Annotated in this window: 25 protein-coding genes and 3 tRNA genes; 9 read left to right on the forward strand and 19 right to left on the reverse strand. The window is 28.1% G+C overall.

Annotated features, from left to right (window positions below; translation table 11 throughout):
* Positions 1-102: 102 nt before the first annotated feature.
* Entirely contained in the window at positions 103-693 is a 591-nt protein-coding gene (locus tag Ccar_RS14835; protein WP_007064283.1) for a 3'-5' exonuclease, read from the reverse strand.
* Between the two features lie 195 nt (positions 694-888).
* On the opposite strand from Ccar_RS14835, the gene Ccar_RS14840 reads away from it, so the two are divergent.
* Positions 889-2,412, forward strand: a complete 1,524-nt coding sequence (locus Ccar_RS14840) for an N-acetylmuramoyl-L-alanine amidase (RefSeq protein ID WP_007064284.1) — start codon at positions 889-891, stop codon at positions 2,410-2,412.
* A gap of 803 nt (positions 2,413-3,215) precedes the next feature.
* Here Ccar_RS14840 and Ccar_RS14845 read toward each other — a convergent pair.
* Positions 3,216-4,868 carry an ABC transporter ATP-binding protein gene (locus Ccar_RS14845; RefSeq protein WP_007064608.1) on the reverse strand — a complete coding sequence of 551 codons (1,653 nt, stop codon included), beginning with the start codon at positions 4,866-4,868 and terminating at the stop codon, positions 3,216-3,218.
* Positions 4,869-5,040: 172 nt separating this feature from the next.
* On the opposite strand from Ccar_RS14845, the gene Ccar_RS14850 reads away from it, so the two are divergent.
* The 4 genes from Ccar_RS14850 to Ccar_RS14865 all read left to right on the forward strand — a co-directional run bounded on the left by Ccar_RS14850 (position 5,041) and on the right by Ccar_RS14865 (position 7,745).
* Positions 5,041-5,421 (forward strand): GntR family transcriptional regulator, encoded by a 381-nt coding sequence (locus tag Ccar_RS14850; protein ID WP_007064217.1) that lies wholly within the window; start codon positions 5,041-5,043, stop codon positions 5,419-5,421.
* A 35-nt stretch (positions 5,422-5,456) separates the two neighbouring features.
* Positions 5,457-6,314: an ABC transporter ATP-binding protein gene (locus Ccar_RS14855; RefSeq protein WP_007064606.1), complete on the forward strand. Its 858-nt coding sequence runs from the start codon at positions 5,457-5,459 to the stop codon at positions 6,312-6,314.
* 1 nt (position 6,315) lies between these two features.
* The gene (locus Ccar_RS14860; RefSeq protein WP_007064214.1) at positions 6,316-6,960 is read left to right on the forward strand and encodes an ABC-2 transporter permease; all 645 of its coding nucleotides are present in this window, start codon (positions 6,316-6,318) and stop codon (positions 6,958-6,960) included.
* Positions 6,961-7,100: 140 nt separating this feature from the next.
* Positions 7,101-7,745, forward strand: coding sequence for an ABC-2 transporter permease (locus Ccar_RS14865; protein ID WP_007064605.1), 645 nt, complete (start codon positions 7,101-7,103; stop codon positions 7,743-7,745).
* A 348-nt stretch (positions 7,746-8,093) separates the two neighbouring features.
* Here Ccar_RS14865 and Ccar_RS14870 read toward each other — a convergent pair whose 3' ends face one another.
* Both Ccar_RS14870 and Ccar_RS14875 read right to left on the reverse strand, forming a co-directional pair.
* Positions 8,094-8,462 (reverse strand): LiaI-LiaF-like domain-containing protein, encoded by a 369-nt coding sequence (locus Ccar_RS14870; RefSeq protein WP_007064092.1) that lies wholly within the window; start codon positions 8,460-8,462, stop codon positions 8,094-8,096.
* Positions 8,444-8,959: a hypothetical protein gene (locus tag Ccar_RS14875; protein WP_007064091.1), complete on the reverse strand. Its 516-nt coding sequence runs from the start codon at positions 8,957-8,959 to the stop codon at positions 8,444-8,446. The genes Ccar_RS14870 and Ccar_RS14875 overlap by 19 nt, the downstream gene beginning before the upstream one ends.
* A gap of 220 nt (positions 8,960-9,179) precedes the next feature.
* Between Ccar_RS14875 and lepB the strand changes: the two genes are divergently transcribed.
* Positions 9,180-9,731 (forward strand): signal peptidase I, encoded by a 552-nt coding sequence (gene lepB, locus Ccar_RS14880; protein ID WP_007064090.1) that lies wholly within the window; start codon positions 9,180-9,182, stop codon positions 9,729-9,731.
* A 168-nt stretch (positions 9,732-9,899) separates the two neighbouring features.
* Positions 9,900-10,640, forward strand: a complete 741-nt coding sequence (locus Ccar_RS14885) for a polysaccharide deacetylase family protein (protein WP_007064089.1) — start codon at positions 9,900-9,902, stop codon at positions 10,638-10,640.
* Between the two features lie 59 nt (positions 10,641-10,699).
* On the opposite strand, the gene Ccar_RS14890 is transcribed toward Ccar_RS14885, so the two are convergent.
* The 4 genes from Ccar_RS14890 to Ccar_RS14905 all read right to left on the reverse strand — a co-directional run bounded on the left by Ccar_RS14890 (position 10,700) and on the right by Ccar_RS14905 (position 12,287).
* On the reverse strand, positions 10,700-11,344 hold the full coding sequence (locus Ccar_RS14890) for a hypothetical protein (protein WP_007064088.1): 645 nt from the start codon (positions 11,342-11,344) through the stop codon (positions 10,700-10,702).
* A gap of 642 nt (positions 11,345-11,986) precedes the next feature.
* Positions 11,987-12,070: transfer RNA gene (locus Ccar_RS14895), tRNA-Leu, on the reverse strand.
* A gap of 64 nt (positions 12,071-12,134) precedes the next feature.
* A tRNA-Lys gene (locus Ccar_RS14900) sits at positions 12,135-12,210 on the reverse strand.
* A gap of 2 nt (positions 12,211-12,212) precedes the next feature.
* Positions 12,213-12,287: transfer RNA gene (locus Ccar_RS14905), tRNA-Gln, on the reverse strand.
* A gap of 546 nt (positions 12,288-12,833) precedes the next feature.
* On the opposite strand from Ccar_RS14905, the gene Ccar_RS14910 reads away from it, so the two are divergent.
* The gene (locus Ccar_RS14910) at positions 12,834-13,526 is read left to right on the forward strand and encodes a hypothetical protein (protein WP_007064085.1); all 693 of its coding nucleotides are present in this window, start codon (positions 12,834-12,836) and stop codon (positions 13,524-13,526) included.
* A gap of 1 nt (position 13,527) precedes the next feature.
* On the forward strand, positions 13,528-13,992 hold the full coding sequence (locus Ccar_RS14915; protein ID WP_048030120.1) for a QueT transporter family protein: 465 nt from the start codon (positions 13,528-13,530) through the stop codon (positions 13,990-13,992).
* Positions 13,993-14,090: 98 nt separating this feature from the next.
* Here Ccar_RS14915 and Ccar_RS14920 read toward each other — a convergent pair whose 3' ends face one another.
* From Ccar_RS14920 to Ccar_RS26415, 11 genes are all read right to left on the reverse strand, one after another.
* Positions 14,091-14,372, reverse strand: a complete 282-nt coding sequence (locus Ccar_RS14920) for an STAS domain-containing protein (RefSeq protein ID WP_007064604.1) — start codon at positions 14,370-14,372, stop codon at positions 14,091-14,093.
* Between the two features lie 10 nt (positions 14,373-14,382).
* The gene (locus Ccar_RS14925; RefSeq protein WP_007064206.1) at positions 14,383-16,377 is read right to left on the reverse strand and encodes a methyl-accepting chemotaxis protein; all 1,995 of its coding nucleotides are present in this window, start codon (positions 16,375-16,377) and stop codon (positions 14,383-14,385) included.
* A gap of 32 nt (positions 16,378-16,409) precedes the next feature.
* Complete coding sequence (locus Ccar_RS14930) at positions 16,410-16,793, reverse strand: ATP-binding protein (RefSeq protein ID WP_007064207.1); 384 nt, start codon at positions 16,791-16,793, stop codon at positions 16,410-16,412.
* Positions 16,794-16,809: 16 nt separating this feature from the next.
* On the reverse strand, positions 16,810-18,306 hold the full coding sequence (locus Ccar_RS14935) for a SpoIIE family protein phosphatase (RefSeq protein ID WP_082141601.1): 1,497 nt from the start codon (positions 18,304-18,306) through the stop codon (positions 16,810-16,812).
* A 306-nt stretch (positions 18,307-18,612) separates the two neighbouring features.
* The gene (gene rpsA / locus Ccar_RS14940; RefSeq protein WP_007062305.1) at positions 18,613-19,779 is read right to left on the reverse strand and encodes a 30S ribosomal protein S1; all 1,167 of its coding nucleotides are present in this window, start codon (positions 19,777-19,779) and stop codon (positions 18,613-18,615) included.
* 230 nt (positions 19,780-20,009) lie between these two features.
* On the reverse strand, positions 20,010-20,420 hold the full coding sequence (locus Ccar_RS14945; protein WP_007062304.1) for a YjdF family protein: 411 nt from the start codon (positions 20,418-20,420) through the stop codon (positions 20,010-20,012).
* Between the two features lie 202 nt (positions 20,421-20,622).
* Positions 20,623-21,588 carry a P1 family peptidase gene (locus Ccar_RS14950; protein ID WP_007062303.1) on the reverse strand — a complete coding sequence of 322 codons (966 nt, stop codon included), beginning with the start codon at positions 21,586-21,588 and terminating at the stop codon, positions 20,623-20,625.
* Positions 21,589-21,740: 152 nt separating this feature from the next.
* Positions 21,741-22,313, reverse strand: coding sequence for a flavodoxin family protein (locus Ccar_RS14955; protein WP_007062302.1), 573 nt, complete (start codon positions 22,311-22,313; stop codon positions 21,741-21,743).
* Positions 22,314-22,348: 35 nt separating this feature from the next.
* The gene (locus Ccar_RS14960) at positions 22,349-23,101 is read right to left on the reverse strand and encodes a T9SS type B sorting domain-containing protein (RefSeq protein ID WP_007062301.1); all 753 of its coding nucleotides are present in this window, start codon (positions 23,099-23,101) and stop codon (positions 22,349-22,351) included.
* Positions 23,102-23,103: 2 nt separating this feature from the next.
* Positions 23,104-23,760, reverse strand: a complete 657-nt coding sequence (locus Ccar_RS14965) for a TetR/AcrR family transcriptional regulator (protein ID WP_007062300.1) — start codon at positions 23,758-23,760, stop codon at positions 23,104-23,106.
* A gap of 340 nt (positions 23,761-24,100) precedes the next feature.
* A complete protein-coding gene (locus Ccar_RS26415; RefSeq protein ID WP_082141602.1) occupies positions 24,101-26,110 on the reverse strand; it encodes a DUF5050 domain-containing protein in 2,010 nt (669 codons plus the stop codon).
* Positions 26,111-26,234 lie beyond the last annotated feature (124 nt).

The following is a 26,234-nucleotide window of genomic DNA, read 5'->3' on the forward strand; positions in this document are numbered from 1 at the left end:
TCTTAATGAAGTGAGTTTTCCTTCACAGCATATATCAGCCGGAATACAGTTGAAAGTTACTTCGTTTACGTCACATTATACTCATATTACTAAATTTATGCACTACAAATCATAACCTAATTTTCTAGCTCTATAGTAACAAGATACAAGTCCTGCTACATCATATCTAGCATCATGAAAATCAACATCATCGCAATTAAAAAGCTTTTTAGCACCTTGAAGCACTTTATTCTGATCTACTCGAAGAAAATCCATAGTCTCTTCTAATCTGGGGTTTTTTAGTCGTCCAGTTTTTGTCTTTGCATTTACTTTTGATTTAAAATACTGCATAGTACAAAAAAATTTAGCAGGATTCCAATGGATACTATTTAATCTATCAAATTCAGCAGTAACAAATTTCTGATCAAATCTTACATTATGAGCTATAAAAATTCCTCCTTCTAAATCTGCAGCTACTTCTGAAGCTGCATCTTTAAATTCTTGTCCCATAGATAAAGTTTTCAACCTTTCTACACTAAAACCATGTACAGCTTCTGCAGATGGTTCAACATAATCTACATCAAAGAAAAAGTTCTTTGCAAAACAAACTTTTTCTTCTCCTCTAGAGTTTATATCACAAACACAATATGTAAGTTGTATAATTTGTCCTGGTTCAAGCCCTGTAGTTTCTGTATCTAAAAAAATTTTTTTCATACGAATGTAATCTCCTTATTATGTTTAGTTAAATGTTTATTTTAATATATTATAATGAAATTTTTTTGTAAAGATCTACTTACATTTTACATTATTCCTTTATAATTATAAACATTAGGTCCATTAAATGCCATAACAATAATATAAAAATATGTGTTAAAATAAAACCTAGAACAGTATAAGGGGTGAGGGTAGATGTTTTTAAGAAAAAAATTTTTAGTAGTTTTAACTTGTTTTTTATTTGTGTTTTTTGGTGCTTCTATGAAAGTATCAGCTAATGCTTCAACTCAAAGACTTGGTGGTGCAGATAGATATGAAACATCAGTAAAGATTTCTCAAAGTAATTGGGACAAATCAGAGTGTGTTATACTAACTTCAGGTGAAGACTTTCCAGATGCTTTAAGTGCAGCACCACTATCGAAAAAATATAATGCACCTATTTTATTAACAGCAAGAAATAGTATAAGCAATAATGTACTACAGGAAATAAAAAGACTAGATGCAAAAAATGCATTTATAATAGGAGGAACTGGAGTAATATCCGAAAATATTAATAAACAATTAGACAGTCTCAATATAAGCTATACTCGAATATATGGACAAGATAGATATGAAACTAGTGTAAAAGTAGCAGAACTTGTAGGGATAAATAATGGTATTTTTATTACTTCTGGTGAAAATTTCCCTGATGGAGTATCAGCAGCTCCTATTGCAGCTGCAAAGCAAATGCCTATACTTCTTACCACCAAGGATATGTTGCCTGATAGCGTTAAAAACTTCATCGAAAAAAATAACGTAAATATGGCTTATATTGTTGGCGGCGAAGGAGCTGTTAGTAATACTAGTATCAATTTTAAGAACAGTAAAAGATTAAGTGGAATTGACCGATATGCTACTAACTTAGCAGTTATTAATGAATTTTCAAATACTATAACTTTTGATAATGTATACCTGGCTAATGGAGAAAATTTCGCAGATGCACTATCAGGCTCTGCTGCTGCTGCGAAAAAATCATCACCAATTGTTTTGATAAGCAATTCATATAACACTAAAAATTCTATAATTAAGACTAATTTAAATAGTATATCCACTATAAATATATTAGGTGGAACTGGTGTAATTTCAGATTCATTAGTAAATAGAATGATAACTGGAAGTGGATCAATAAAAATAGCTTTAGATCCAGGTCATGGAGGCTATGATTCTGGTGCAGTTGGTCCTACTAGAGTACTTGAGAAAAATGTTAATTTAGCTATAACGCTAAAAATCGGAAAAATTCTTCAGGATAATGGTATAGATGTTATATATACTAGAACCAGTGATGATGTATCTTGGCCTTCAGAAGTAGGACAAGACCTCCAAGCACGATGTGATATAGCAAATAATGCGGATGTCCAATATTTTGTATGTATCCACTCTAATAGTGCAGATGACCCAAGTGCTAGTGGAACAGAAACATATTATCTATCAGGCAGCCCTGAAGGTCAAAAATTAGCACAATCAATACAACAAGAATTGACTAAAGCTATAGGTTTGCAGGACAGAGGAATAAAAACAGCAGGTTACTATGTTTTGAAAAATACTAATGCTCCAGCAGTATTAGCAGAAATTGCATTTATAAGCAATCCTGATGAAGAAAAACTATTAAATGATGATAGCTTTCAAAATAAGGCTGCACAAGCTGTAGCAACAGGAATACTAAAAGTAGTAAATCAATAAATGTAATCTTATAGTATAAGCATATTGCAACACAACTTTTTAGGTGGAGTCCGCATTGAATATATGGTGTATAAAAGCTAACCGTTTATTAAGGAGCTCTAATGCCTAAAATTTAAAAAATCTCTACCCGCTCAAATGTCCCGTCCTGGGACTTTCGCGGCTTGAATCGTCCTGATTCAAATTACGAGATTTTTTAAATTTTAGACATAAGAGCTCCTAAATTCTCTCAAAAGCTTTTATACACCATATATTCAATGCTCCCTCCACCTAAAAAGTTGTGTAGTAACTATTGTAATTTTAATATGAAAAATTGCTTATAATACACTATAATTATAGCTCTTAAAAAAAAGCGCAGCTTTCATAATACTTATTATCTAGTTTATGTATATTTGAACTATTTTTAAATAATACTTTATGACGCAACCTTAGTTTTAAGTGTTATAAGTTATGGTTAAATATAATTTTCAATTACTAAAGTGGCTTATAACAATTTAATTACACGCGTACACTTGAAGTTACTAGTTTGGATTTTAACTTTTATGCAGTGATATATGATAAGGGTGTCCTCACATTAGCTAAATTGTTTTAGTATTATTCTTAGCTCAAAATTTTTGAAAGCCTTAGAACTTTAGTCCTGTCTGAGGGAACCGAGTTTAACAAGGTTCTTAGGCTTTCAAAAATTTTGAGCTTTAGAATAATTAAAACATTTAGCCGTGAGGACACCCTTATCATATATCATGGAATAAAAGTTAAAATCCAAACTTCTACTGCAACTTATGTCGCAATGTACTTATATTATTAAACTAATTATCATTTGGTTTCTTCAAACATAGCGTTTTATTAACAAACTCCATTCCATCTTCTTGATGAGAAATGATCATTAAAATATTACATATATCCCTTTCGCCAAGTATTTTAAGAATAATTTTTCTAGTTTCAGCATCCATATTGCTTGTTCCTTCATCTAAAATAATTACATCTTTTTTTGCAATGGTTGCTCTTAAGAAAGCAATGATTTGAGTTTGACCTCCTGATATTCCAATTCCATTTTGATTAATTTCAGTTTCCAGACCATTTTCAAATCCCTGAATGTATTTTTCTAAATTATATTTTTTAATTAGGGATACTACATCCTCTTTACTTTTATTAGTTTGTCCATATAGTATATTATCTAAAATGCTACCCCTAAACAAAAATACATTTTGAGATACAACTCCTATTTTACTTCTTATACTTCTTTTATCAATAAGAGAATATTTCTTATCATTTATATAAATTTCACCTTCAGTTGGAGAATACAATCCTAAAAGATTTTTAATCAATGTAGATTTACCTGTGCCATTTTCTCCCTTTATAAGAACTTTATCACCTTTATTCATTTTAAAATTTAATTTATCTATTATATTTTCACCATTTTCCTCATATTTAAACCTTAAATTTTCAATAGAAATACTATCTATGTTTTCACTTATTATTTCACATTTTTCTGTGTTCTCATCATTCATTTCTAAAAATTCTTGTGTTCTTTCAATACTTACACATACAGGTTTCACAGTCATTCCCAAACTGGCAAAGCTTGATGTAGTTGCAAATATTTTATTCATGTATGCGATAAATGCAGTATATATTCCTATGGTTAATTGATTATTTAAAATAAATATTCCTGAAAACAATAATATTAAAATTGCTGCTAAATTATTTACTAAAAGTATATTCTCCATAAAAAATAAAATTTGTTTACTCTGTTTTATACTACTTTTTACCATTTCGTTTAACTTATTTTTAAATTTTTTAAGCTGAACCTTTTTTCCATTTAGTATCTTTATTTCTTCTATGCCATTTAATACTTCATAAGTTTCACCACTTAAAACAGCTCCTGTTTCTAGCATCAACTTTGTACTTTCTGATAGTTGATTAGATGAATGTTTTACAGTAAAAAAATATACTGGAACTATAATTATTACTATAATAGTTAGCTTATAGCTCAGAGTAATCATCATAATCAGTGCAAATATAAAGTCAAAGATACTTAAAAATGTATTTACAAACATAGGTGAAAATAAACTTCCTATATTTCCACATTCAGATATCCTACTAAGTATATACCCTTTTTCCTTCTTACCTAAAAAGCTCATAGGCAAATCTATTATTTTATCCATCATAGATACTCTAACTTCATTAACTACAGAATTTTGAACTTTTATAAAAAGACTTTTTGAAAAAATACTTATTATATACCTTAACACATGTAATAAAATTAACACAGCAATAATCTTATATAATTCCATATAACTTTTATGAGGTATTAAAACCTTATCTATCACATATCCCATTAGATAAGGTACAGGAGTATACATGATTGAGCAAATAATCATTCCTACTATACCTGCAAAAAAGTTAAATTTACATTTTTTAATATATGTATTTAGTTTTAATAAATTGTTATAACCACCCATACTATTTATTTCCTCCTCTATCAGTATCTTTCTAATAATAAAACTTTATTTTAAATTTGGCAAATTTGTTAAATTATTTTTTTAATAATGTTGACACAACTGTTATAACTGTATATACTGTTCATATACAGTATATTATATATACACACTCTTTTGCAAGGAGACTTTTACTATGAATATAATTATTTCAAACTCAGTTGGTGAACCAATATATGAACAAATTACAAAACAAATAAAAAATCTTATTTTTAATGGCGCTCTCTGCGAAGGTGATTCTTTACCATCTATAAGAAACTTAGCCCAAGAATTAAAAATAAGTGTTATTACCACAAAACGAGCCTATGAAGAACTAGAACGAGATGGTTTTATTGAAACTATTCCAGGAAAGGGCTCCTATGTTGCCAGTCAAAATAAGGAACTCTTAAGAGAAAAAAGATTAAAAATTATTGAAGATAAGCTTTTAGAAGCTGTTGAGGAAAGTAAACTTGTAGGTTTGTCATTAAATGACTTAAAAGAAATGTTAGACATATTGTTTGACAGTTCTCAAAGTTAAATATATTGCAGTAATAATGATTATGGAGGATTACTATGAGTAATATTTTAGAAATTAAAAATTTAAGAAAAGAATATAAAGGTTTTACATTAGACAACATAAACTTTAATCTACCAAAAGGCTTTATTATGGGATTTATAGGCCCAAATGGAGCTGGAAAAAGTACCACTATAAAACTAATAATGAATCTAATCAAAAAAAATTCTGGTGAAATAAAAATTTTCGGACTTGATAATATCAAAAATGAAAAAGACATAAAACAAAAAATAGGTTTTGTTTATGATGAAAATTACTTTTACGAAGAATTAACTTTAACAGAAATGAAAAACTTGATAGCTCCATTTTATAAAAATTGGAACAATGCAGCTTTTAATAAATATATGTCAGATTTCAATTTACCTGAAAAGAAAAAAGTTAAAGAACTATCAAAAGGAATGAAGATGAAGTTCTCTCTTGCCATTGCACTTTCTCATAAGGCAGAACTTATTATTATGGATGAACCTACTTCTGGCCTTGATCCTATTTTCAGAAGTGAAATGCTGGATATTCTCTATTCAATAATACAAGATGAAAATAAAGGAATACTTTTTTCAACTCATATTACTACAGACTTAGAAAAGGTTGCAGATTATATAACCTTTTTAAATAAAGGAAAGATAATATTTTCTGATACAAAAGATGATATTCTTCAAAACTACAGTATTGTAAAAGGTGATAAATCTCTCTTAGATAGTGATACAAGAAAAGAATTTATTGGTATAAGAGAAAATTCCTTTGGCTTTGAAGCTTTAACAAATAATACTGAAAAAATTAAAAGACTATTTAAAAATAATTCTTTAATTGAAAAAGCTACTTTAGAAGATATTATGGTTTATACAGTAAAGGGGGTCTAAAATGTTAAATCTAATTTTAAAAGATGTTCTTATTCAAAAAAAATATTTACTTATTTCTATTTTATATGCTTTGTTTTTTACCTTATGTTTTAAATCTAATACTTCTATGGTATTCAACATGCTTCCAATAATGGTTGCATATGTGCTTATAACTGGAGCTTGTAGTTTTGATGATAAGAATAAATCTGAAATAATGCTTAATAGCCTACCTATAAATAGAGCTAACTTAATAATATCAAAATATCTATCTACAATACTTTTTATATTTATTGGAATAGCTTTAGTATTCACTTTTTCAACTATATTAAACTTTTCTGGCTTTATCCACATGGATAGACTAATGACTTTAGAAGATATTTTTGGAACCTCTATTGGTACCTTAATTATGAGTTGTTTATACTTCCCTTTTTACTTCAAATTGGGTTATCAAAAGGCTAGATATTTTATGGGAGCTACATTCATGTTGATTTTTGCTATTGTAATGATTTTAGCTAATACTGTTAATAAAACTTCTATAAACTTTATGGCTTATTTAAATAACCAACCTGATTGGCTAATAACTAGCTTTATGGTTGTAATTGCAGCTATACTGTTTCTTAGTTCCATACTTCTCTCAATAAAATTTTACATTAATAAAGATTTATAAATAGTTTTTTAAATTTCTTTGGCTTTCAAGCTTTAACAAATGATACTAAAAAAATTTAAAAAACTGTTCAAAATAATTCTTTATATTGAAAAAGCTACTTTAAAAGATATTATGCTTTCTACAGTAAAGGAGGTCTAAAAATGTTAAATCTAATTTTAAAAGATGTTCTTATTCAAAAAAAATATTTACTAATTTCTGTTTTATATGCTTTATTCTTTGCATTTTGCTTTCAATCCAATGCTTCTATGATATTTGTCATGATTCCAACTATGATCCCATACATGCTTATTTTAGGAGCTTGTGGTTTTGATGATAAAAATAAATCTGAAATAATGCTTAATAGCTTACCTATAGATAGAACTACCTTAGTTATAGCAAAATATCTATCTTCACTGTTTTTCATATTTATGGGAATACTTTTATCATTTGTTTTTACAACTTTATTAAATTTCTTAGGCTTTGTTCACATGAATAGACTAATGAATTTAGAGGATATTTTGAGTATTACCATTGGAATCTTAGCTATTTGCTGTGTATATTTCCCATTCTATTTTAAATTTGGCTATCAAAAATCAAGATATTTTCTCATTGGTATGTTTTGTTTGTTTTTAGGTACTGCAACTTTTTTAGCTAGTAATATAATAAAAGTTCCTAAAAATCTTATATCTTCTTTAAATAGCCAGCCTGATTGGCTAATAGCTAGCTTCATTGCTGTAATTGGAGCTATACTATTTCTTATTTCTATACTTCTCTCAATAAAATTTTACATTAATAAAGATCTATAAATAGTATTTCAACTTCATAACTATTCTTTAAAATACTATAATAAATTAATAAAAAGTGTAATTCTGAACTTTCCTTTCAGTATTACACTTTTTTGTATGAAACATCTCTAATTTAAAATTAATTTGCTTTTCTATAGACACTTTGCCAAGAAAATAAAATATTCTGCCATAAGGAAAATACCTACTCCTATACATGTAATAATCATTGTAATAATACTTTTCCTGATACTCATAAACAATCCACCTTTATATTGTATCTAAATGACATTTTACCAGACTTGCTCAGGTAAGAAGTATTCCTACTCCATCTGACTCTAAGAATCCATTGATATTGAAAACTACAAAAACTTATACAATGCAACTTAATGATGTAAACATATAAGGTATATAACTAACATGTCTTTTATAAAACAATGGTGAATTTGGATCTAATAACTCAGTGCTAAATTTACCAAATGCATAGAGACCAAAGGAAAATATTAATACCACCATTATTAGAAAAATACTTAAAATATCAAACTTTACTACAGAATCACTTTTTAATGAATAGTATCTATAAATTAAAACTTCTACACCTAATGATATTAATACTAATGGCCAAAACTTAACAACAGTAAAATCAATTGGAAAGTTAAAAACATTTATTAAAAGATATAGTACTCCAACAATTATAAACACTCCACCTAAAGTTAAAGTTCCTACTCTTCTTCCTTGCATTTTTCTTCACCTGCCTTTAGATAAAGTACCTTTTTTTTTCTTAAAAGAAATAATCCTAAAACAATGAAGAAAACAGACATACCAACACATTTTATATATCTTATAACCGAATAATCAATATAACTACTTGCTAATGGAAGTAGTATATTATTAATTAATGCCAATATACCTACAATAATTAAAAAATATCCAATATATTTTTCCATAGATCTGTTTCCCCAGAAATCTTCTTTGTGTTGCATACTAGAAAATATTTTTAAATTTGAATCCACTAGTGGTTCTTCACTCATAACTTTTGACCTCACATCAAAAATGCTATAAAACCATATTATTGGTAAAAAGACACCTAAAAACTCCAAACCAATACTAGAACTTAAGAAAATAGTAAAGAAGAATAGCATCATAAGCTCGATTCCTTGTCTTGTAAGTCCTAAATACATATGTCCTGCTCCTGGTAACATAGCAAAGAAGGTTGCCATACTTTTTGAATTTTTCACGATATATACACTCCTTATTATTTAAACTTTATTATGTATCCATTGTATATTGTAAATCTTAAAATAAAGCTTTATAGTTTCTTAATATTTTCTTAATATTAAAGGAATTATATAAATCATTGAGCAAATCTTATTTACAGAAACTACATAAACAGTCAATTAAAAATTCACATATTTTTGATATACTTAACATTATATTAAAGAATTAGGGAGTGAAAAAATGGATAAAGAAGGTAAATTAAATAAAAGTAATTTTATAAAAGAAGCTAAAGATCTAATATTTGTTATAGTAACTGCTTTAATTATGGCTTTGCTCATTCATAGTTATGTTTTTGCAAGAGTTGATGTAGATGGACCATCTATGCAGTCCACTCTTCATGATAAAGATGTTCTATTCATTGAAAAAGTAAGTACAGAAATGAACAAAATTAAAAGAGGAGATATAATAGTATTTGATTCTAAAGATGCTAATGAATCTAATTACATTAAAAGAGTTATTGGTATAGAAGATGATAAAATAGAATTAAAAGACGGAAAAGTATATTTAAATGATCAAGAACTTAATGAACCTTATCTAGATCCTCAAACAGTTACACAACCTCTTACTTCTGAAACAAAGTTTACAGTTCCTAAAGGCTGCATATTTGTGCTTGGAGACAATAGAACCAACAGCACTGACAGTAGAATACTAGGACCAATTAACTTAAAAGATGTAAAAGGACATGCTGTTGTAAGAGTTTTTCCATTTAATAAATTAAAGAACTTTTTTTAGATATATTAATAAAAAAGAACTGGATTAGTTATTATTTAATAATTCAGTTCTTTTTATCTATGTTAATTATTAAAATTTTTCATAGTGCATATACTAGCTATAAACTTAACTTGAGTAATCTTTTAAGTATAAAACTAAAATTTGAAATACACTATGGAGGAATACACTATGAAAATAAAGAATAAAGCAATATTAATTACGGTTTCATGTCTATTTATCATTTTTATATTGTTTAACTACACTATACCAATAAGTTCTTATAATAATGTTAAAGCATCACCAAGTTCTATGGATGAAAAAATTATATATTTAACCTTTGATGATGGTCCTAGTACTAATGTAACCAATAAAATGTTAGATATTTTAAAACAACAAAATGTAAAAGCTACTTTTTTTGTGGTTGGATACAAAATAAATGGTAGAGAAGATATTTTAAAAAGAATGTACAGCGAAGGTCACAGCATAGGATTACATACATATACTCATGTATATAGAAAGGTTTATGCAAGTGATAAAGATTTTATAAATGAAATGAATGAAACTTCTATGGAAATAAAAAAAGTACTTGGTATAGAACCTAAAATAATAAGATTTCCTTCTGGAAGTAAAAAACATCTAACTAAAAATCTTTTAGAAGAATTACATGAAAAGAATTATAAAATATATGATTGGAATTTGTGTACTTCTGATGGAATTAATTATAATACCAAGGCAAATAAATTGTATAGAGAAGCTACTCAAAAATGTATTAATCCCAACAAAATATTTTTACTCATGCATTGTGATGCAAACAATAAAAGTACCTGTGATTGTTTAGAATCTGTAATACTATACTACAAAAATTTAGGCTATCATTTTAAACCTATTACCCCAGATACACCTGAATACTATTTTAGAGTAAAAAATTAAATGTTAATACTATATATAGCAAAATAAGTTAACTGTCAAAATCACAGCTAACTTATTTTTTAATAGTTTAAAACTCTTTTTATTTCTTTTGATATATTATAAAATGCTTTTTCATCTTTTCCATCTAATGCGCCATCTACTAATGCATAAAGTGTACTTAAATATAATTCGTCTCTTTCTTTTTTACTCAATGGATTAATCAAAAATCCCATTTCATAACCTAGAGAGCTCATAATTTCCTTACCTTCATAAATGTTTTCTAAAACATTTATATAAGTCAACAATTCCTTTTTTAGTAGTGTAAAAAATATTCTACTTGAAGAATTTTGTTTATGCTTTACAGAACATATTTTTACATGCTCCTTGTCAAGAGAACTTAGAATTATTTCACCTTCAGATTCCAAAGTAAAACTTTTTTCTAAATTTGACTGATTATTTGCTGCATCAATAGTAAAGTTAGTTAAAAAATCTATATATTGTTTAAAAACTTCCTTAGTAAAACTATAACTATTTGAATGAGTTTTACCATTATTATTCTTTTTAAACGATACATTGTAAGCATCTTTGCCACTAATGTATTTTTCTATAGAAGCAACCATAGAATCTGTTGATTTATTTAATGTTCTTTTTGGTATAAATTTTGTGCCATATGCAAAGCTGTCATTTTTACTATTTTCATATAATACAAAATTATTAATTTTCATAAAACAACTCCCCATTTATATAAATATATATTTCATTATAATCGAAAAAAGTCGTTTTATGCTGTTATACATAATATTAAAAAAATTAAAAAAACAAGGCTTAAATCACCTTATTTCAATAGCAAACTAAATATACGTAAATTTTTCTAATTATTTATTATAATCAACACTTCTTTATAAAAAAAATACCTAGTAAAATTAATACATTAAGCTAAATTCTCAAAAACTCAGCTTAATGAATTTTGTTTTAATAACTTATATAAATATCTAACTACTTTTTCTTAAATAAAGCAAATCCTCCCATAATAGCTATCACCAATGAAGATATAGCAATAGTAATTACTGTTTTTGTTCCTAATTTTTTCAAATAAATTCACCTCCGTAAATACAACCAAAATATTTTGATTGTTACTTTTTTATATATTTTTCATTTAATTCTGCCAATTTATATGATTAAATTATAATATGCATTTATACAACTTTCAACACTTTTATATATACAACTTATAAAAAGCAAAAACATGACTTAATATAAGAAAGTCATGCTTTTATAAAATTCATCACATTTTTACTCTACTAAATTATTTTTAAAATAAAAAAATAAGTAATATTTGCTATTACTTATCCATGTCATCTAATAATTGGTGCAGGTGAAGGGAGTCGAACCCCCACGCCGTTGGCGCTAGATCCTAAGTCTAGTGCGTCTGCCAATTCCGCCACACCTGCATATAAAATTACAATTTACAAATTAATATTTGTAAATTAAATAATTTGCTTATTAATTTTTATTTGGTGGCTTACCGGGGAATCGAACCCCGGACAACATGATTAAAAGTCATGTGCTCTACCAACTGAGCTAGTAAACCAATGGCTGGGATGGCAGGATTCGAACCTACGCATGTAGCAGTCAAAGTGCTATGCCTTACCGCTTGGCGACACCCCAATTTGTTTTGTGCATTTCCTTAGCACAGTTATTAATTATACGGGGAAATATATAATTTGTCAACAGTTTTTTGCATTTTTTTTATTACCTTTTCTATTATGCATTCTTTTCTACAAATTAGGCACTTTTGTACCCTAACTTACAACAATAAATTATTAATTTATTATCCAATGTATTACTTTAGGTGAATTTATTAATATGGTTAATATAAATGGAAATAGCATTGCAGCTGCCACAATAATCCATACTATTTTGACTGTTGCCTTTTTCAAATTACACACCTCCTTTCTTATTTATCCATTTTATGTAACTATAATACACTCTATATATTTACAATTAATGAATTTATCGTAAAATTTTTATTAGTTTTATTCTAAATAAACACAGAAAAATTTTCAATTTTAGCATGGACGTTTCCAAAAATAAATACTATAATAGTAAAGTATTCTATAAATTTAAACACTTAATGTCGATCATACAATTCAATAAGAAGTGTTCACCTTGATCAACCACTTCTTAAAATAATAAAACAAGGAGGAAAAATATATGATTCGTTACAGTGATATAGTCAATAAAAATGAAAGAGAAATTGTACTATTAAAAGCTTCACCCTGTGTATGGGGAAAATGTACCTTTTGTGATTATATAGAAGATAATAATAGTGACACTCAATTCAATGTAAATTTCAATAAGGAAATTTTAAAAAATGTTACAGGGAAGCATAAGGTACTGGAAGTTATAAATTCAGGCAGTTGTTTTGAACTACCAAAAGAAACTCTACAGGATATAAAAAATGTAATAGACTCTAAGGGTATAAAAAAACTATTTTTTGAAAGCCATTGGATTTATAGAAACAGACTTGAAGAAATGAAACAATTCTTTAATATTCCTATTATATTTAAATGTGGTATCGAAACTTTTGACAGCCATTTTAGATGTGAAGTTTTGAAAAAAGGAGCTGTATTTTCTGGACCAGAAGAAGTATCAAAGTACTTTAACTCCATTTGCCTTATGGTAGGAATTAAAGGACAAACAAAAGCAATGATAGAAACAGATATAGACTATCTATTAAAGTATTTTAAACACGGCTGTATAAATATTTATGTAGAAAATTCTACACCATTTAAAAGAGATGAAGAACTAATTAGCTGGTTTAGAGATAATTATAGTTTTCTTGAAGGAAATGATAATATAGAGATACTTTGGAATAATACTGATTTTGGCGTTGGAGGTAATTAAAATGAACTTAAAGAAATTAATTAAAATTGCAATAACAGCAGCACTATATGCAGCAGCTACTATGGCTATAGCTCCTTTAAGTTATGGAGCTATACAATTTAGATTTTCGGAAGTTATGACACTTTTAGCATATATAGACCCTATTTATATTCCTGGTTTAGTGCTTGGATGTGCGCTATCAAATATATATAGTCCTCTAGGTCTTATTGATGTGTTAGTTGGAACTACAGCTACCCTTATAAGCGTTTATATGATAAGTAAAACCAAAAGTTTATTTATTGCTACTCTTTGGCCTACTATAAATTGTGTATTTGTAGGTGCTGAACTTTACTTTGTACTACATCAACCATTTTGGATATCTACATTGTATGTTTGTCTAGGAGAGTTTGTTGTTGTAACCTGCATAGGCTATCCATTATTTAGATTATTGTTAAAAAGAAAAGATGTACTTAGTGTACTAAAATAGAGGACAATTGACATAGGACAGAGGATAGCGAAGAAAAATCATCCTTAACTGTCCTCTGTCAATTGTCCTTTGTCCTCTAAAAAATGTTTCTTTATAATCTACTTATATATTTCAAATACCTTGTCCAATCTAGTCATACTAAAAATCTTCATAACTTGTTCATTGATCGAATAAAGCTTAAGACTACCATTTATACTTTTGCACTTTTTATAAACCGAAACCAAAACCCCAAGTCCTGTGCTGTCAATAAAAGTACATTTTCTAAAATCTAATACAAAATTTTTTTCCCCATCCTTCATTAAATAATTAAACTTTTCTCTGAGTTCATCTGCTTCATCTACTGCGAAATTCTCTGGCATTTCAATTTTAAATTCATTCATTTAAATCACCTCAAACTATAAATTTTTCCACAAGATTGTTTAATGATATGGCTAATGCACTAGATTCTTGAGCACTAGCAGCCACATTTTCAATTGCCGAATTTTGTTCTTCCGCTGATGCAGCAACCTCTTCACTATTAGCCGCATTATTCTCAGTAGCAGTTGCAACTGTATTAATAAGATTTATTATCTTATCAGATGTAGCCACTTCATCCTTTGTAACATCTACTATTTGCTCTATATCTTTTGATATTTGTTTTACAGCATCTATAATACTAACAAAAGATTTATCTGTATCTTTTACTATGTTAACTCCATTTTCTACTGCATTTTTACTTAAGCTCATACTGTCTACAGCTTTTCCTATTTTAGCTACCATTTCACCTATCAATGAAGATACCTCATTTGCACCAACATTAGTTTCCTCCGAAAGTTTACGAACTTCTTCTGCCACTACAGTAAATCCCTTTCCATGTTCTCCAGCTCTAGCTGCTTCAATAGCTGCATTTAATGCCAATAAGTTGGTTTGAGATGAAATATTATTTATAGTACTAATTATTCCACTGACTTTTTTAGAAAGTTCTTGTAAAACCTTTAGTGTATTTTCTGTTTCAGCTGATGCTTCGCTAATATTTTCAATAGCTGAAACTGTCTCTTCAATCTTATTTCTTCCTTGTTCTGCACTATCCATAGTATGCTCTGAATTTTTTTTGGCTGTAACTGCTCTACTTTGTGATATTTGAACTAAGCTTGATAGTTGAACTAAAACTTCTGATACTTCTACAACCGAATCGCTTTGAGCTTGAGAATTTTGTGCAACCTGCTCTATGGTATTTGCTATTTGTTCTGTTGTAGAACTTATTTCTTCATTTGAAGCTGCTAGCTCTTCAGAAGATGCTGTTAAACTTTCAGATGCCTCTCTAATATGATGTATTGTATTATCTTGATGGTCAATCATTTTATTAAAATATTCACCTAAAGTTTGTATTTCGTCTTTTGTATTTATTTCAGCTCTTACTGTTAAGTCTCCATCTCCAGCCTTTGTCATTAAACCTTCTAAGTATTTAATAGGATTTATTATGTTTCTTACAGTAAGTTTGTATGCTAAAAATAATGCAATAATTACAGATAATACAGCTATTAAAATAGTAAATTTCCTGATAGTTGCAGCAGGAGACATATATTCCTTGTAATCAGCAGTTACTGCTATAAACCAATTGCTGACAGGAACAAATTTTACAAATTTTCGAGCTCCACCGTAAGTATAATATCCTTCTGCAGCTTGTCCCGATTTAGCTTTATTAAATAAAGTTTTTAACTGATCATTATTATCATTTAAAATGTTCTCCTTAAGTACCTTTTCACTTGTAGGATGATAATCAATTAAACCATTTTTATCTACTATATAGCTATAACCATCATTTCCTATTTTTACTTGTGAAGCATATTTTGAAATATATTCAAATTTAATAGTAGCGCCTACTATACCTGTAACTTTATCATTAAGTTTTAATGGAGCAGCAATTACTATTACTGGTTTTCCTGTAGTTTTAGATGTTATAACCTGACTTATGTTCTTGTTTCCTTTTAAAGCATTTTGTACATAATCTCTATCACTTAAATCAACATTAGGTTTTTCATCTTCACTACTTATAACTTCCTTACCAGAAGCATTTGTAATGAATACATCCTCTAGTTGATTACTATTTTGTTTTTGTAATTGAGCTAAATAGTTAAAAACATCAGCACTACTTTTCTCGTCACCACTTGCAATGCTAGATAACCTACCATCTAAACTTAACATTTGAACATAATTATTTACTGAATTTATATTTTCATTTATTAATTTAGCTGTTTGATTTGTAGTTTCCTCTAATTGTTGTTCAACTGTATTTTGCATTAAACTTGAAGTTCTAAAATACGAAAAACTTCCCAAAACAACAAGAGGAATAGCTATAAATACAAAAAACATCAAACCTAACTTGTTTTTTAAACTCGTCCTCATTTTAATACCTCCATATTTATAATTGTGATAATTTATCCTGCCAATGTTTTTTCTATAATCACCATATTTGGCTTTAATTCAATATTATCTGAAAGATTTTTAATAAGGAATAATCCTCTTCCCTTATCTTCTAAAATATCTTCATCATTCAAATTATCATTAATTATTACATTTTTAAGTCCCGTTCCACAATCTTGAACTTCAAATTTTACGCTTGAATTATCATATGAATATCTCAAATAAATAGGCTTATCCACATTCATATTATTTCCATGTTTAAAAGCATTTGTTAAAGCTTCTGTCAAGATTAATTTTATATCGAAATCATATTGTGAAGCATTTAACTCTGAAATAACTTTATCAATAATCTGTTTATATTCTGATAAACCATATAAAATAAATTCATTACTTTTCACTTGCATTCCTCCTAAACTATTTAATTTCTAAGGCAATGAGTGTACTATCATCCTTCAAAGCTCCAAAATCAGCAATTACATTATTTAAAATATTTTTCATATACTCTATAAATTCAGTTATTGTATGTTCCTTAAGATAATTATCTTTAATTTCGTAATCATCAAATATAAATTCCAATCCATCTGTAGGAAAATAAAATCTATCTCCCTTTTCAAAGGAAATTACTTTTTCATCAAATTCACCATCTTCAAACATACCTAAAAAAGGTCCTTTTACAATAAACTCCTCAGCACTGCAATTACTTTTTTGAAACATAAATTGATTTATTCCTGCACCTGCTATTCTTGCTTCATTTTTCTTTAAGTCTAAACTAAAACAACATGCTGCTATATATTTATCTAAGTAATTGACAATTTTTTTGTTCAAAATTTTAACTATTTCACTTGGATCATAACTAATTAAAATTGCTTCACGAAATAACACAAAAAATGCCAACACACTAAGAGCTGCTGTGATTCCTTTACCACTAACATCTCCAACTATCCCAATTGCCAAATCTTCATTAACTTTATATATTTTAAAAAAATCCCCGGTTACAGTTCTAGCTGGCATATATAATGTTTCCATTTGAATTTTTTCTGGAATAGGCGATATGCTTTCGATATATTTTTTTTGAAATTTAGCAGCCTGATTTAGCGCTCTTTTAGTTTCCGTAATATTTCTAATTACTGCTTGAATAGCTGGTCTACCTTTATATGTTAAATAACTAGCAGATATCTCTACTTCCACTGTAGTTTGATCATATCTAACAATTTTATGGTCAGATGTACTCTTTGCTCTTTTTTCTTCTAATATTTGCTTTATTTTTTTGCGAATAGGTTTTACACTTTCACTTTCTATATATTTATATATACTTTCTCCAATAATCTTACTATAATCTGTACCTACTAACTTGCAAGCTTGATGATTTGTTAGAACAATTCTATTGTCAACTACAATAGCTATAGCTTCAGGTGAAAGATTAACTATCTTACGATATCTTTCTTCACTTTCTTTAACAGTATTAGCCATTATCCTTTTTTCAGTAATATCTTTTAATTGTTCAACAACAAATATTATTTCACCAGAGTCATCTAAAACTGGATTGTAAGTGCACTCCATAAACCGGTTAAATTCTGGAACATACTTTTCTATTATTATCATTTGTTTAGTTCTTATGGCTTTTTCTACATCACAGCTTTCACAATTTTTTTTTCTGTTTAAAGTTTCAAAACACTTTTTTCCTCTAACTTCACCTCGAGTCTTATTATAAAATTTGTATCCAGCTTCATTAAAAAACAGAATTGTATTATCTGAATTAAATACTCTAATAATATCAGGAATTCCTTTTAATACACCTTCTAAAAGTTCTAAAGTATAATTTACATTACTTGTTTCGCATTTGTTAAAATGTGTTGTGCTATTAATAAAACTTTGTAAATTCAGTTCACTTTTTTTCAATTCATAGTTCAAACAATACCACCTCTGTATCAATATAAATAATAAAAATATTTATATATAAAATATAATTATTATTGTAAGACATTTTGTGAACTTATAATAGAGCTATATTACTAAATACAATTTAATATCAATTTACATAGCCTAACTATAATAATATACTATTTACGCACTTTTTTAAAGTTACATTATGGAAAATAATTCATTAAAAGTAAGTTATTATCGTTTACAATATATAAAATATATGCTTACTTAAATGCTGAAATTAAAAATAAGCTTCAATGGATACAAACTCCATTAGAAGCTCATTTTTACACCTTAAAATTTAAAATCTTTTAGTAAATCTGCTAAACTAGTACCTGCACTTTCATTATCATTGAATTTATCTAAATCTTCCTTTGGTTTTTCAACTGCATCTTTAATACTTAAGCTAATTCTATTTTCCTTATTATCTATATCCAATATTTTTACTCTAACCTTATCTCCTAAATTTAGTACATCTGAAGGTTTTGCTATCCTCTCTTCTGATATTTCTGAAATATGAACAAGTCCTTCTACACCAGGCTGAATTTCTACAAAAGCTCCAAAGCTTGCAAGTTTCAAAACTTCACCTTCTACTACATCTCCAATTTTAAATTTATTACCTACACTTTCCCATGGGTTTTCATTTACGTCTTTTAATGCTAATGCTATTTTATTGTTTTCTTTATCTACAGATAATATATAAACTTCAACTTTATCTCCTACAGAAACCACATCTGCTGGATTATTAACTCTTTTCCATGATAATTCTGAAACATGAATAAGTCCATCTACTCCACCTAAGTCAACAAATGCTCCAAATTTAGCAAGTCTGCTTACTACACCACTTCTTTTTTCTCCTGGTTTAATGCTATTTAAAAGATGTTGTTTCTTTTCCTCTGCTTCAGCCTTTTCTATTACTTTTCTAGATAAAACAACCTTTTCCTTATCTTTATCAAATTCTATTACTTTTACAGTTAAAGTTTTTCCAATAAATGATTTTAAGTCTTCTACATAAGATAATGACAATTGAGATGCAGGTATAAATGCTCTTATACCATTTATGTATGTTACAACTCCACCTTTTACTACTTCTTTTACTGTTGTTTCTACATCTGATTTTTCTTCAAAAGCCTTTTTCAATTCATCCCAAGCTTTTATTTTATCTGCTGCCTTTTTAGATAAAAGTACATTACCTTCACCATCATTCATATCTAATACATAAACATATATTTCTTCATTTTCTTTTAAAATATCACTTAGATTGTCTTCTTCATTTTCAACTACTTCACTTTTGGATAGTATTCCATCTGACATATATCCTATATTTACTATTGCATGATTTTCTGTTACAGATATAATCTTACCTTTTACAACTTCTCCTCTTCTAATTGATTTCATAGATGATTCTATGTCCTCCATAAACTCTTTCATAGAATTTGTATCTTTAATTTCTTCTGTCATCTTTATCTCCCCTAACTTAATAATTTTTATCTAAAACACCTAAGTAATATTATATCTAACTTTTGTTAATTATTGTACACAAAATTAACTATAGAATTTATTAAATTTAAAATTACTTTCAAATAGCTTGTTACATTTACAAACTTTTATATTAGCCTATATTATGCTTACACCTAAAATATTTATTCAAAAAGAGTTGGCAATCTGATTGTCAACTCCTTCTTACATACTTAATGACCTTTTTTCTTTTGCTTCTTTTTTTGCTGTTTAAGTTCAAACTGCTTTTTCTTTTCTTCATCTTTTTTAGTCTTAGAAATTTCTTTTCTTTCTACTTTTTTACTTTCCTGCTCTAACCTCATTGTTTCTTGAGCCTTAGTTGATATTCCCTTTTTTTCAGTTTCTTTTTTTACTTTTTTCTGAAGCCTTTTAGCATTTATTTTCTTCTCTTTTAAGTCCATTAGCTTAACAGGTTTAGTAAACCTTAGCTTATAAAAATTACGAAGCATAAATTCATAAACCTCATAATCCTTAGGCTCAGAACCAAATGTTACTTTAGAAACCTCATAAAGGCTATTTGAAGTCCTTTCAAAAACTCCTACCCAAAACGGCTCTTCGAAATAAACAGTAAGCTTGATATTCATTTTTTTCCCCTCCAAGTTAAATTCATACAGAAAATGGACATCCCGAGGGGGAAGGCTACTGACATATTAAATTTACTTAATATGCGTCCGGACTACCTACCGAACTGTGTTTTTATTTCTGCAAATAAATTTTACAATATTTATGATTGCTGTGCAAGTAATATTTTTCCTGTAGAAAATTTTTAAATTATAAAGTTATCTACTATTTAGCTAAATCTTTATATGCCTTATACCCTAGTATTGATTCTGCACTTTTAACAGCTCTTACTACTGCTTGTTCAACTACCCTAGCAGCTAAAAGTCCAACTACACTTATATCTGCTTCTATCTTTCCTGTGGCCATAGTAAATATTGTATCTCCGTCAAACATGGAATGAGCAGGTCTCATGGTCCTTGCATAACCATTGTGAGCCATAGAGGCTATTTTATTCATTTCTGACTTTGTAAATTTACCATTAGTAGCTACTACTCCTATTGTAGTATTACCACTAAACAAATTTTTCTTTTCTGAATATCGTGATATCATAATTTCTTCTGTATTTGCAAAAGTCTTTTTATCTTCCTTCAAAGCCCCAGCTATAATTTTTCCTGTAAGAGGATCTATTACATCTCCAAGACAATTAACTGCAATGCACGCACCAACTTGAAGCTCTCCTACTTGAACAGCATAACAACCTAGGCCACCCTTCATCGAATATTCACTTCCTAATACCTTTCCCACGGTGGCACCTGTACCAGCTCCTACATTACCTTCTTTACATTCATTTAATTCAGCATTTTCACAGGCTTTATAGCCCATAAGTTTATCTGGCCTTATTCTATAATCTCCAATAGCTAGATCAAATAATACAGCAGAACATACTATTGGTACTTTTGTAACAGTAACATCAAACCCTACACTCTTTTTTTCTAAATATTCCATTACTCCACTAGCTGCATCCAATCCAAAAGCACTTCCTCCTGCTAGTGTTACTGCATGAATTTTATCTACCAAATTTACAGGATCCAGCAAATCTGTTTCCCTAGTACCTGGTGATCCTCCTCTAACATCTACTCCAGCAGATGCACCTTCTTCACAAATTACTACTGTACAGCCAGTTGGTCCATTTAGGTCTTGAAAATTTCCTATTTTTATTCCTTCTATGTCACTAAAACTTATTTCTTTCATTTTTATACTCCTTGTTTAAAACCTTTTTCTATAATTTTATCATAATATAGATAGTATTTTTTAGGAGAAAACTAAATATATTAGCACAACAGCATACTTCGCATTAATTTTTAATCATTATAAGCTATAGTTATAAATATAATTCTTGCTTACTACAATTTAGCTCCTATTTTTCTTGCTTTGTCTAACATTTTTTCAGAAATATTTCTATTTGTTTTAGTTCCTGACTTTACAATCTTACCTACTATCTTATATCCACCATAATGTAAAACCTCTTTTATAGCTTTCATTGCTCCTCTACTTTCTGCCGCTATAAAGTTAAATGGCCATGGTGTACTGCATGATACAACTATCACTGCTGTTTTTCCTTTCTGCTTTGCTATTGGCATACCACTATCACTTTCTCCCATAAAAACTGGAACATTACGTTCAAACAAAACTTTCAATTGAGAACTCATATTTCCCCAATAAGTAGGAGTTCCAACTATCAATACATCTGATTTTTGTATTTTTTCTCCAACAATGTGTGCATCATCTTTAGGCAATACACATTCATTATTTGGTCTACACTTCATGCAAGCTATACATGGTTTCATTTTTAAATTGTATACATCAATCCATTCTATTTCATTGCTCTCTTTTGAGCCATTAGCTATTTCTTTTAATAAATTATAAACTATACCATCTTTACGTGGACTTCCATTTAATACAAGTATTTTTTTCATTACACACCATCCCATTATTTTATATAACATATATATTAATTTATTTGAACTGTTATCTTATCAATTATATTTTTTGCTGTGGTTACTCTGGATAAATCTTTATATAAATTCCCATCAGATCCATCAGGACTACTATGTCCAATAAGTTTTAAGTCGTATATTTTATTTATTGAATTCAAATTAATATTTGAGCTATAAATCAAAGCTGGCTGACCACTTCCCCAAGGTCCACCTGAATAATTATCTTTTCCTTGTTCAGCATTTTTAGGGTAATATTCATTAAAATCTGTTGACATATTAACTTCAGCAAAAATTATATATTCACCTTGCTTTTCATTAATCTTACTACTTATTACAGAATTGCCCTTAGGTGTAGCTGATGACATAGTATCTGGATTGATTTTATTATTTCCATGTTTATGAGTCCAATAAGGCAATGCTTCCTGTCGTTTAATTTTACCGCCTTGTGCTGAATCATCTGGCGCCTTACTCCAATTTTGATTAACAACTTTCGAGGTTGCATATATTGTATTAACATAATTTCCATTTAAATCTTCTATCCAAACAGCAAATTGTGGAGGAGTTTTTATACTAATAAAAGAATTAACTTGGAATTTATGAAGATATTCTTGTCCTTTTATAACTGAAACAGATAATTTTTTCCCTTGCTTTTCACTTGTTATGGAAATATTACTGGTTTTATTAATCTTTATTGTATCTATAATCTTATACGCTGCCAACGCTGCAACAACAAATGCTATAAGTAAAAAGGCTATTCTTTTTTTCATAATTAATTTCCACCTTTACATTTAACTATAGATCTTATCATGAATTCAAAGGTTTCCTCTATTAACTGAGGTGCTTTTATGTGGTAATAATGTTCTAAATAATCTTGTTTTTTAACAATATTATTGAAAATACCAGAAATACTTGACCATAAAATAATTGTTGTAGTATCTATATTTATGTTTTCCAATACCTCTCCTTCATCTATTCCTTGCCTTAGTATCTCTTTCAAATTATCTAATGCCTTTTCACCTTCTTTATAGCATTCTATAATTACTTTATTATTACTGCTAAAGTCTGATTGCTGATTTTCATAGTCCACTATAACTCTAAAATAATCAGGATACTTAATACTAAAATCAATGAAGGTTTTTCCTAACAATTTAATTTTTCCTATGCTGTTAACTGATTTATATTTTTCTAAATTTTCATTTATCATTCTATTTAAATTTTTAAATGCCCTAAGCATAATTTCATAATAAATTTCTTCTTTACTTTTAAAGTAAACATAAACCGTTCTCTTACTAAATTCAGCTTCTTTTGCAACCTCATCCATAGTGGCTTGCTGCATACTCTTCTCAAAAAAAACTCTTTCTGCTGCATCTATAATATCATTCTTCTTTATTAATAATTCTTTCTCTTTTCTCTCTTTTGTTCCCATAAAACCCTCCAACACTATTATGTAATAAAGTAAACTATTAGTTTACTTTATTACATAATAGTGTATGTTTTTCTAAATGTCAATGATTTAATTTCATAATAATACTACATAATAATAAAATCCTTATAATACATTTATTAATAATGTTATCTAAAACTAAATCATTAAAAATAGCCTTCATTAATATATAGAAGTTCTAACTATTAGATAGATTCTAGACAAATTAAAATTTTTAATACACAATAAAAAATTAGTGCGAATATAAAAAACGCACTAATTTTATAAATTATAATCATGTAATTTTTACTTAAACTTCATAACTAAAGGCTACATTAAGTTTTTATTCAACAATTTCATTTGAAGATCCATCTAGTTTCATTCTATATAACTTACTTGTCATATTACCAGACATAAAATCTAAATGATATACCCAATCTCCTGCTACATACAAGGAAAGAACAGATTTATTTTGGCTTATCTTTTCATAGCCAGTTCCATCATTTTTTATTCTATAAACTCCATTTGAATTGAATCCTGAACAATAAACATACTCTCCTTGAACTTCCACTGCGGTAGAACAATCTACATCACTTAACATCTTATTTTCTGATCCATCTAATTTCATTTTATACAATAAACCATTATCATTATCATCTATTACACTGTAATAGATATAATTCCCCTCAATATTTATGTTTCTACTATTTGAATTATTAAGTTTTTGTTTCTCTGAACCATCAAGTTTAATTCTATATAAATTATTATTTTCATTATCACAATAGTAAATCCAATCACCTACAACACTCATATAATTTTCTGCAGAATCATTACATAAAAGTTTTTTGTCTGATCCATCTGTTCTCATTTTATATATTTTAGATCCATCATCTAAATTAGCATAATATATCCATCCATCTTTTAATGCCAAATACATTCCATGTTCATTTCCTATTTGTTGTTTTCCAGTTCCATCTTTTTTTATTTTATATACAGAAAACTTATCCGAATCTACTTTATTATATTTAGCATAATAAATATAATCATCTTGAAAATTCACATAAACAGGTGCATCATCTGTTAATTCGCTTCTCTCAGTACCATCATTTTTCATTTTGTAAAAGCAGTTTTTTTGATCTTCTCCATAATAATTGATGTAATAAATATAATCACCATCAATCCAAATTTTTTTTGCAAAATCATCGGATAATTTCACCTTGCCTGATCCATCAGTTTTTTCCTTATAGAATTTGCTGGTTGATGATGAGCTTCCATTATTTACACTATAGTAAACCCAATTTCCTTGTTTAACTATAGGTGAACCATTATTCTGAACACTTACCTCTGTAGTTGGCGTATTATTCGAAGCATCACCACTAGTACTATTAAATACATCTTGTTCATGTAACTCCTTAACCCCCGAAGTTCCACCAAAAACAGTAATATTTTTAATTTCGCTTTCTTTAGTAGTTAAAAAATATTTAGTATATTCGCTGGCTTTATCACCCATCAATATAATAGGATTAGCTCCTTGTGCTGCAAAAACAGAACCACTTAAAGCATCTGCAAATTGTTCTGAGTAAGCCATGCATACATTGCTAAAATCAATCTTATCTCCAAAAGCTTTAATAATATTTATATTTCTTTCATACTTATCCTTACCATCAATTCTCTCAACATTAGGGAACTTAAGTGCTGTATCTTCAGATATTACATTTGCTCCCCCTATTATGTAAGTTTTAGAAATGTTTTTACCAGCCATAAATTTTTCAACAGAACCAGGTATTCCATCTTTAGGCATTAAAACGATAGGCATTTGATATCTAGCTGCTATTGGTGCAATAGACAATGCATCTGTAAAATCATTATCTGTAGTAAGTATAACTCCATTATCAGTACCAATTTTCTCTGCTACTGCTGCTGAAGTTTCATTTCTATCTTGTCCACTTAATCTTTCAGTAGTTATTCCCATATTTTTCATTGTACTTTCTACACTAGGAGTAATAACAGCTGCTCCTCCTACAATAAATACGTGTTGCACTTTTAATCTTTTTAATTCACTATAAGTTTTATCACCTAAAGTACTACCTTTAGCTAGTAATATAGGTGCATTATATTTTTTAGCTAACACAGATGCGCTTAAAGCATCTGGAAAATTTTCTCCGTTTACTATCACTGCATACTGGCTTGTACTCTTCCAGCCTTCTTGTACAATTTTACTGCAAGTTTCATATCTATCAGCTCCCCAAATTCTTTTAACTTCAGGGAAGGCAGCATTAACTTTACTTGTACATAACATTGATAAACTAACTGCTGCAACTGAAACTAATAAACAAAATTTCTTTTTTAACATTCTTCTTTCCTCCTGGTAAAAATAGAATTCAAATCTATTATAGCACAGTGCAACTACAATTTTCTAATATTTATTACATTTAGAATTAAATAAAAAAATCCTTGAGCTCAATTCATTTTGAACT

The organism is Clostridium carboxidivorans P7, from assembly GCF_001038625.1.
Taxonomy (GTDB): Bacteria; Bacillota; Clostridia; order Clostridiales; family Clostridiaceae; genus Clostridium_AM; species Clostridium_AM carboxidivorans.

Bases quoted from the DNA above. Each gene is read 5' to 3' on its own strand.
- Ccar_RS14860 (WP_007064214.1), top strand. From the start codon at position 6,316: ATGTTAAATCTAATTTTAAAAGATGTTCTTATTCAAAAAAAATATTTA.
- Ccar_RS14925 (WP_007064206.1), bottom strand. From the start codon at position 16,377: ATGAGGACGAGTTTAAAAAACAAGTTAGGTTTGATGTTTTTTGTATTT.
- Ccar_RS14920 (WP_007064604.1), bottom strand. From the start codon at position 14,372: ATGAATGAATTTAAAATTGAAATGCCAGAGAATTTCGCAGTAGATGAA.
- Ccar_RS14855 (WP_007064606.1), top strand. From the start codon at position 5,457: ATGAGTAATATTTTAGAAATTAAAAATTTAAGAAAAGAATATAAAGGT.
- Ccar_RS14950 (WP_007062303.1), bottom strand. From the start codon at position 21,588: ATGAAAGAAATAAGTTTTAGTGACATAGAAGGAATAAAAATAGGAAAT.
- Ccar_RS14960 (WP_007062301.1), bottom strand. From the start codon at position 23,101: ATGAAAAAAAGAATAGCCTTTTTACTTATAGCATTTGTTGTTGCAGCG.
- Ccar_RS14870 (WP_007064092.1), bottom strand. From the start codon at position 8,462: ATGCAAGGAAGAAGAGTAGGAACTTTAACTTTAGGTGGAGTGTTTATA.
- Ccar_RS14965 (WP_007062300.1), bottom strand. From the start codon at position 23,760: ATGGGAACAAAAGAGAGAAAAGAGAAAGAATTATTAATAAAGAAGAAT.
- Ccar_RS14910 (WP_007064085.1), top strand. From the start codon at position 12,834: ATGATTCGTTACAGTGATATAGTCAATAAAAATGAAAGAGAAATTGTA.
- Ccar_RS14890 (WP_007064088.1), bottom strand. From the start codon at position 11,344: ATGAAAATTAATAATTTTGTATTATATGAAAATAGTAAAAATGACAGC.
- Ccar_RS14850 (WP_007064217.1), top strand. From the start codon at position 5,041: ATGAATATAATTATTTCAAACTCAGTTGGTGAACCAATATATGAACAA.
- Ccar_RS14915 (WP_048030120.1), top strand. From the start codon at position 13,528: ATGAACTTAAAGAAATTAATTAAAATTGCAATAACAGCAGCACTATAT.
- Ccar_RS14955 (WP_007062302.1), bottom strand. From the start codon at position 22,313: ATGAAAAAAATACTTGTATTAAATGGAAGTCCACGTAAAGATGGTATA.
- Ccar_RS14845 (WP_007064608.1), bottom strand. From the start codon at position 4,868: ATGGGTGGTTATAACAATTTATTAAAACTAAATACATATATTAAAAAA.
- Ccar_RS14885 (WP_007064089.1), top strand. From the start codon at position 9,900: ATGAAAATAAAGAATAAAGCAATATTAATTACGGTTTCATGTCTATTT.
- Ccar_RS14865 (WP_007064605.1), top strand. From the start codon at position 7,101: ATGTTAAATCTAATTTTAAAAGATGTTCTTATTCAAAAAAAATATTTA.
- Ccar_RS14945 (WP_007062304.1), bottom strand. From the start codon at position 20,420: ATGAATATCAAGCTTACTGTTTATTTCGAAGAGCCGTTTTGGGTAGGA.
- rpsA (WP_007062305.1), bottom strand. From the start codon at position 19,779: ATGACAGAAGAAATTAAAGATACAAATTCTATGAAAGAGTTTATGGAG.
- Ccar_RS14835 (WP_007064283.1), bottom strand. From the start codon at position 693: ATGAAAAAAATTTTTTTAGATACAGAAACTACAGGGCTTGAACCAGGA.
- Ccar_RS26415 (WP_082141602.1), bottom strand. From the start codon at position 26,110: ATGTTAAAAAAGAAATTTTGTTTATTAGTTTCAGTTGCAGCAGTTAGT.
- Ccar_RS14840 (WP_007064284.1), top strand. From the start codon at position 889: ATGTTTTTAAGAAAAAAATTTTTAGTAGTTTTAACTTGTTTTTTATTT.
- lepB (WP_007064090.1), top strand. From the start codon at position 9,180: ATGGATAAAGAAGGTAAATTAAATAAAAGTAATTTTATAAAAGAAGCT.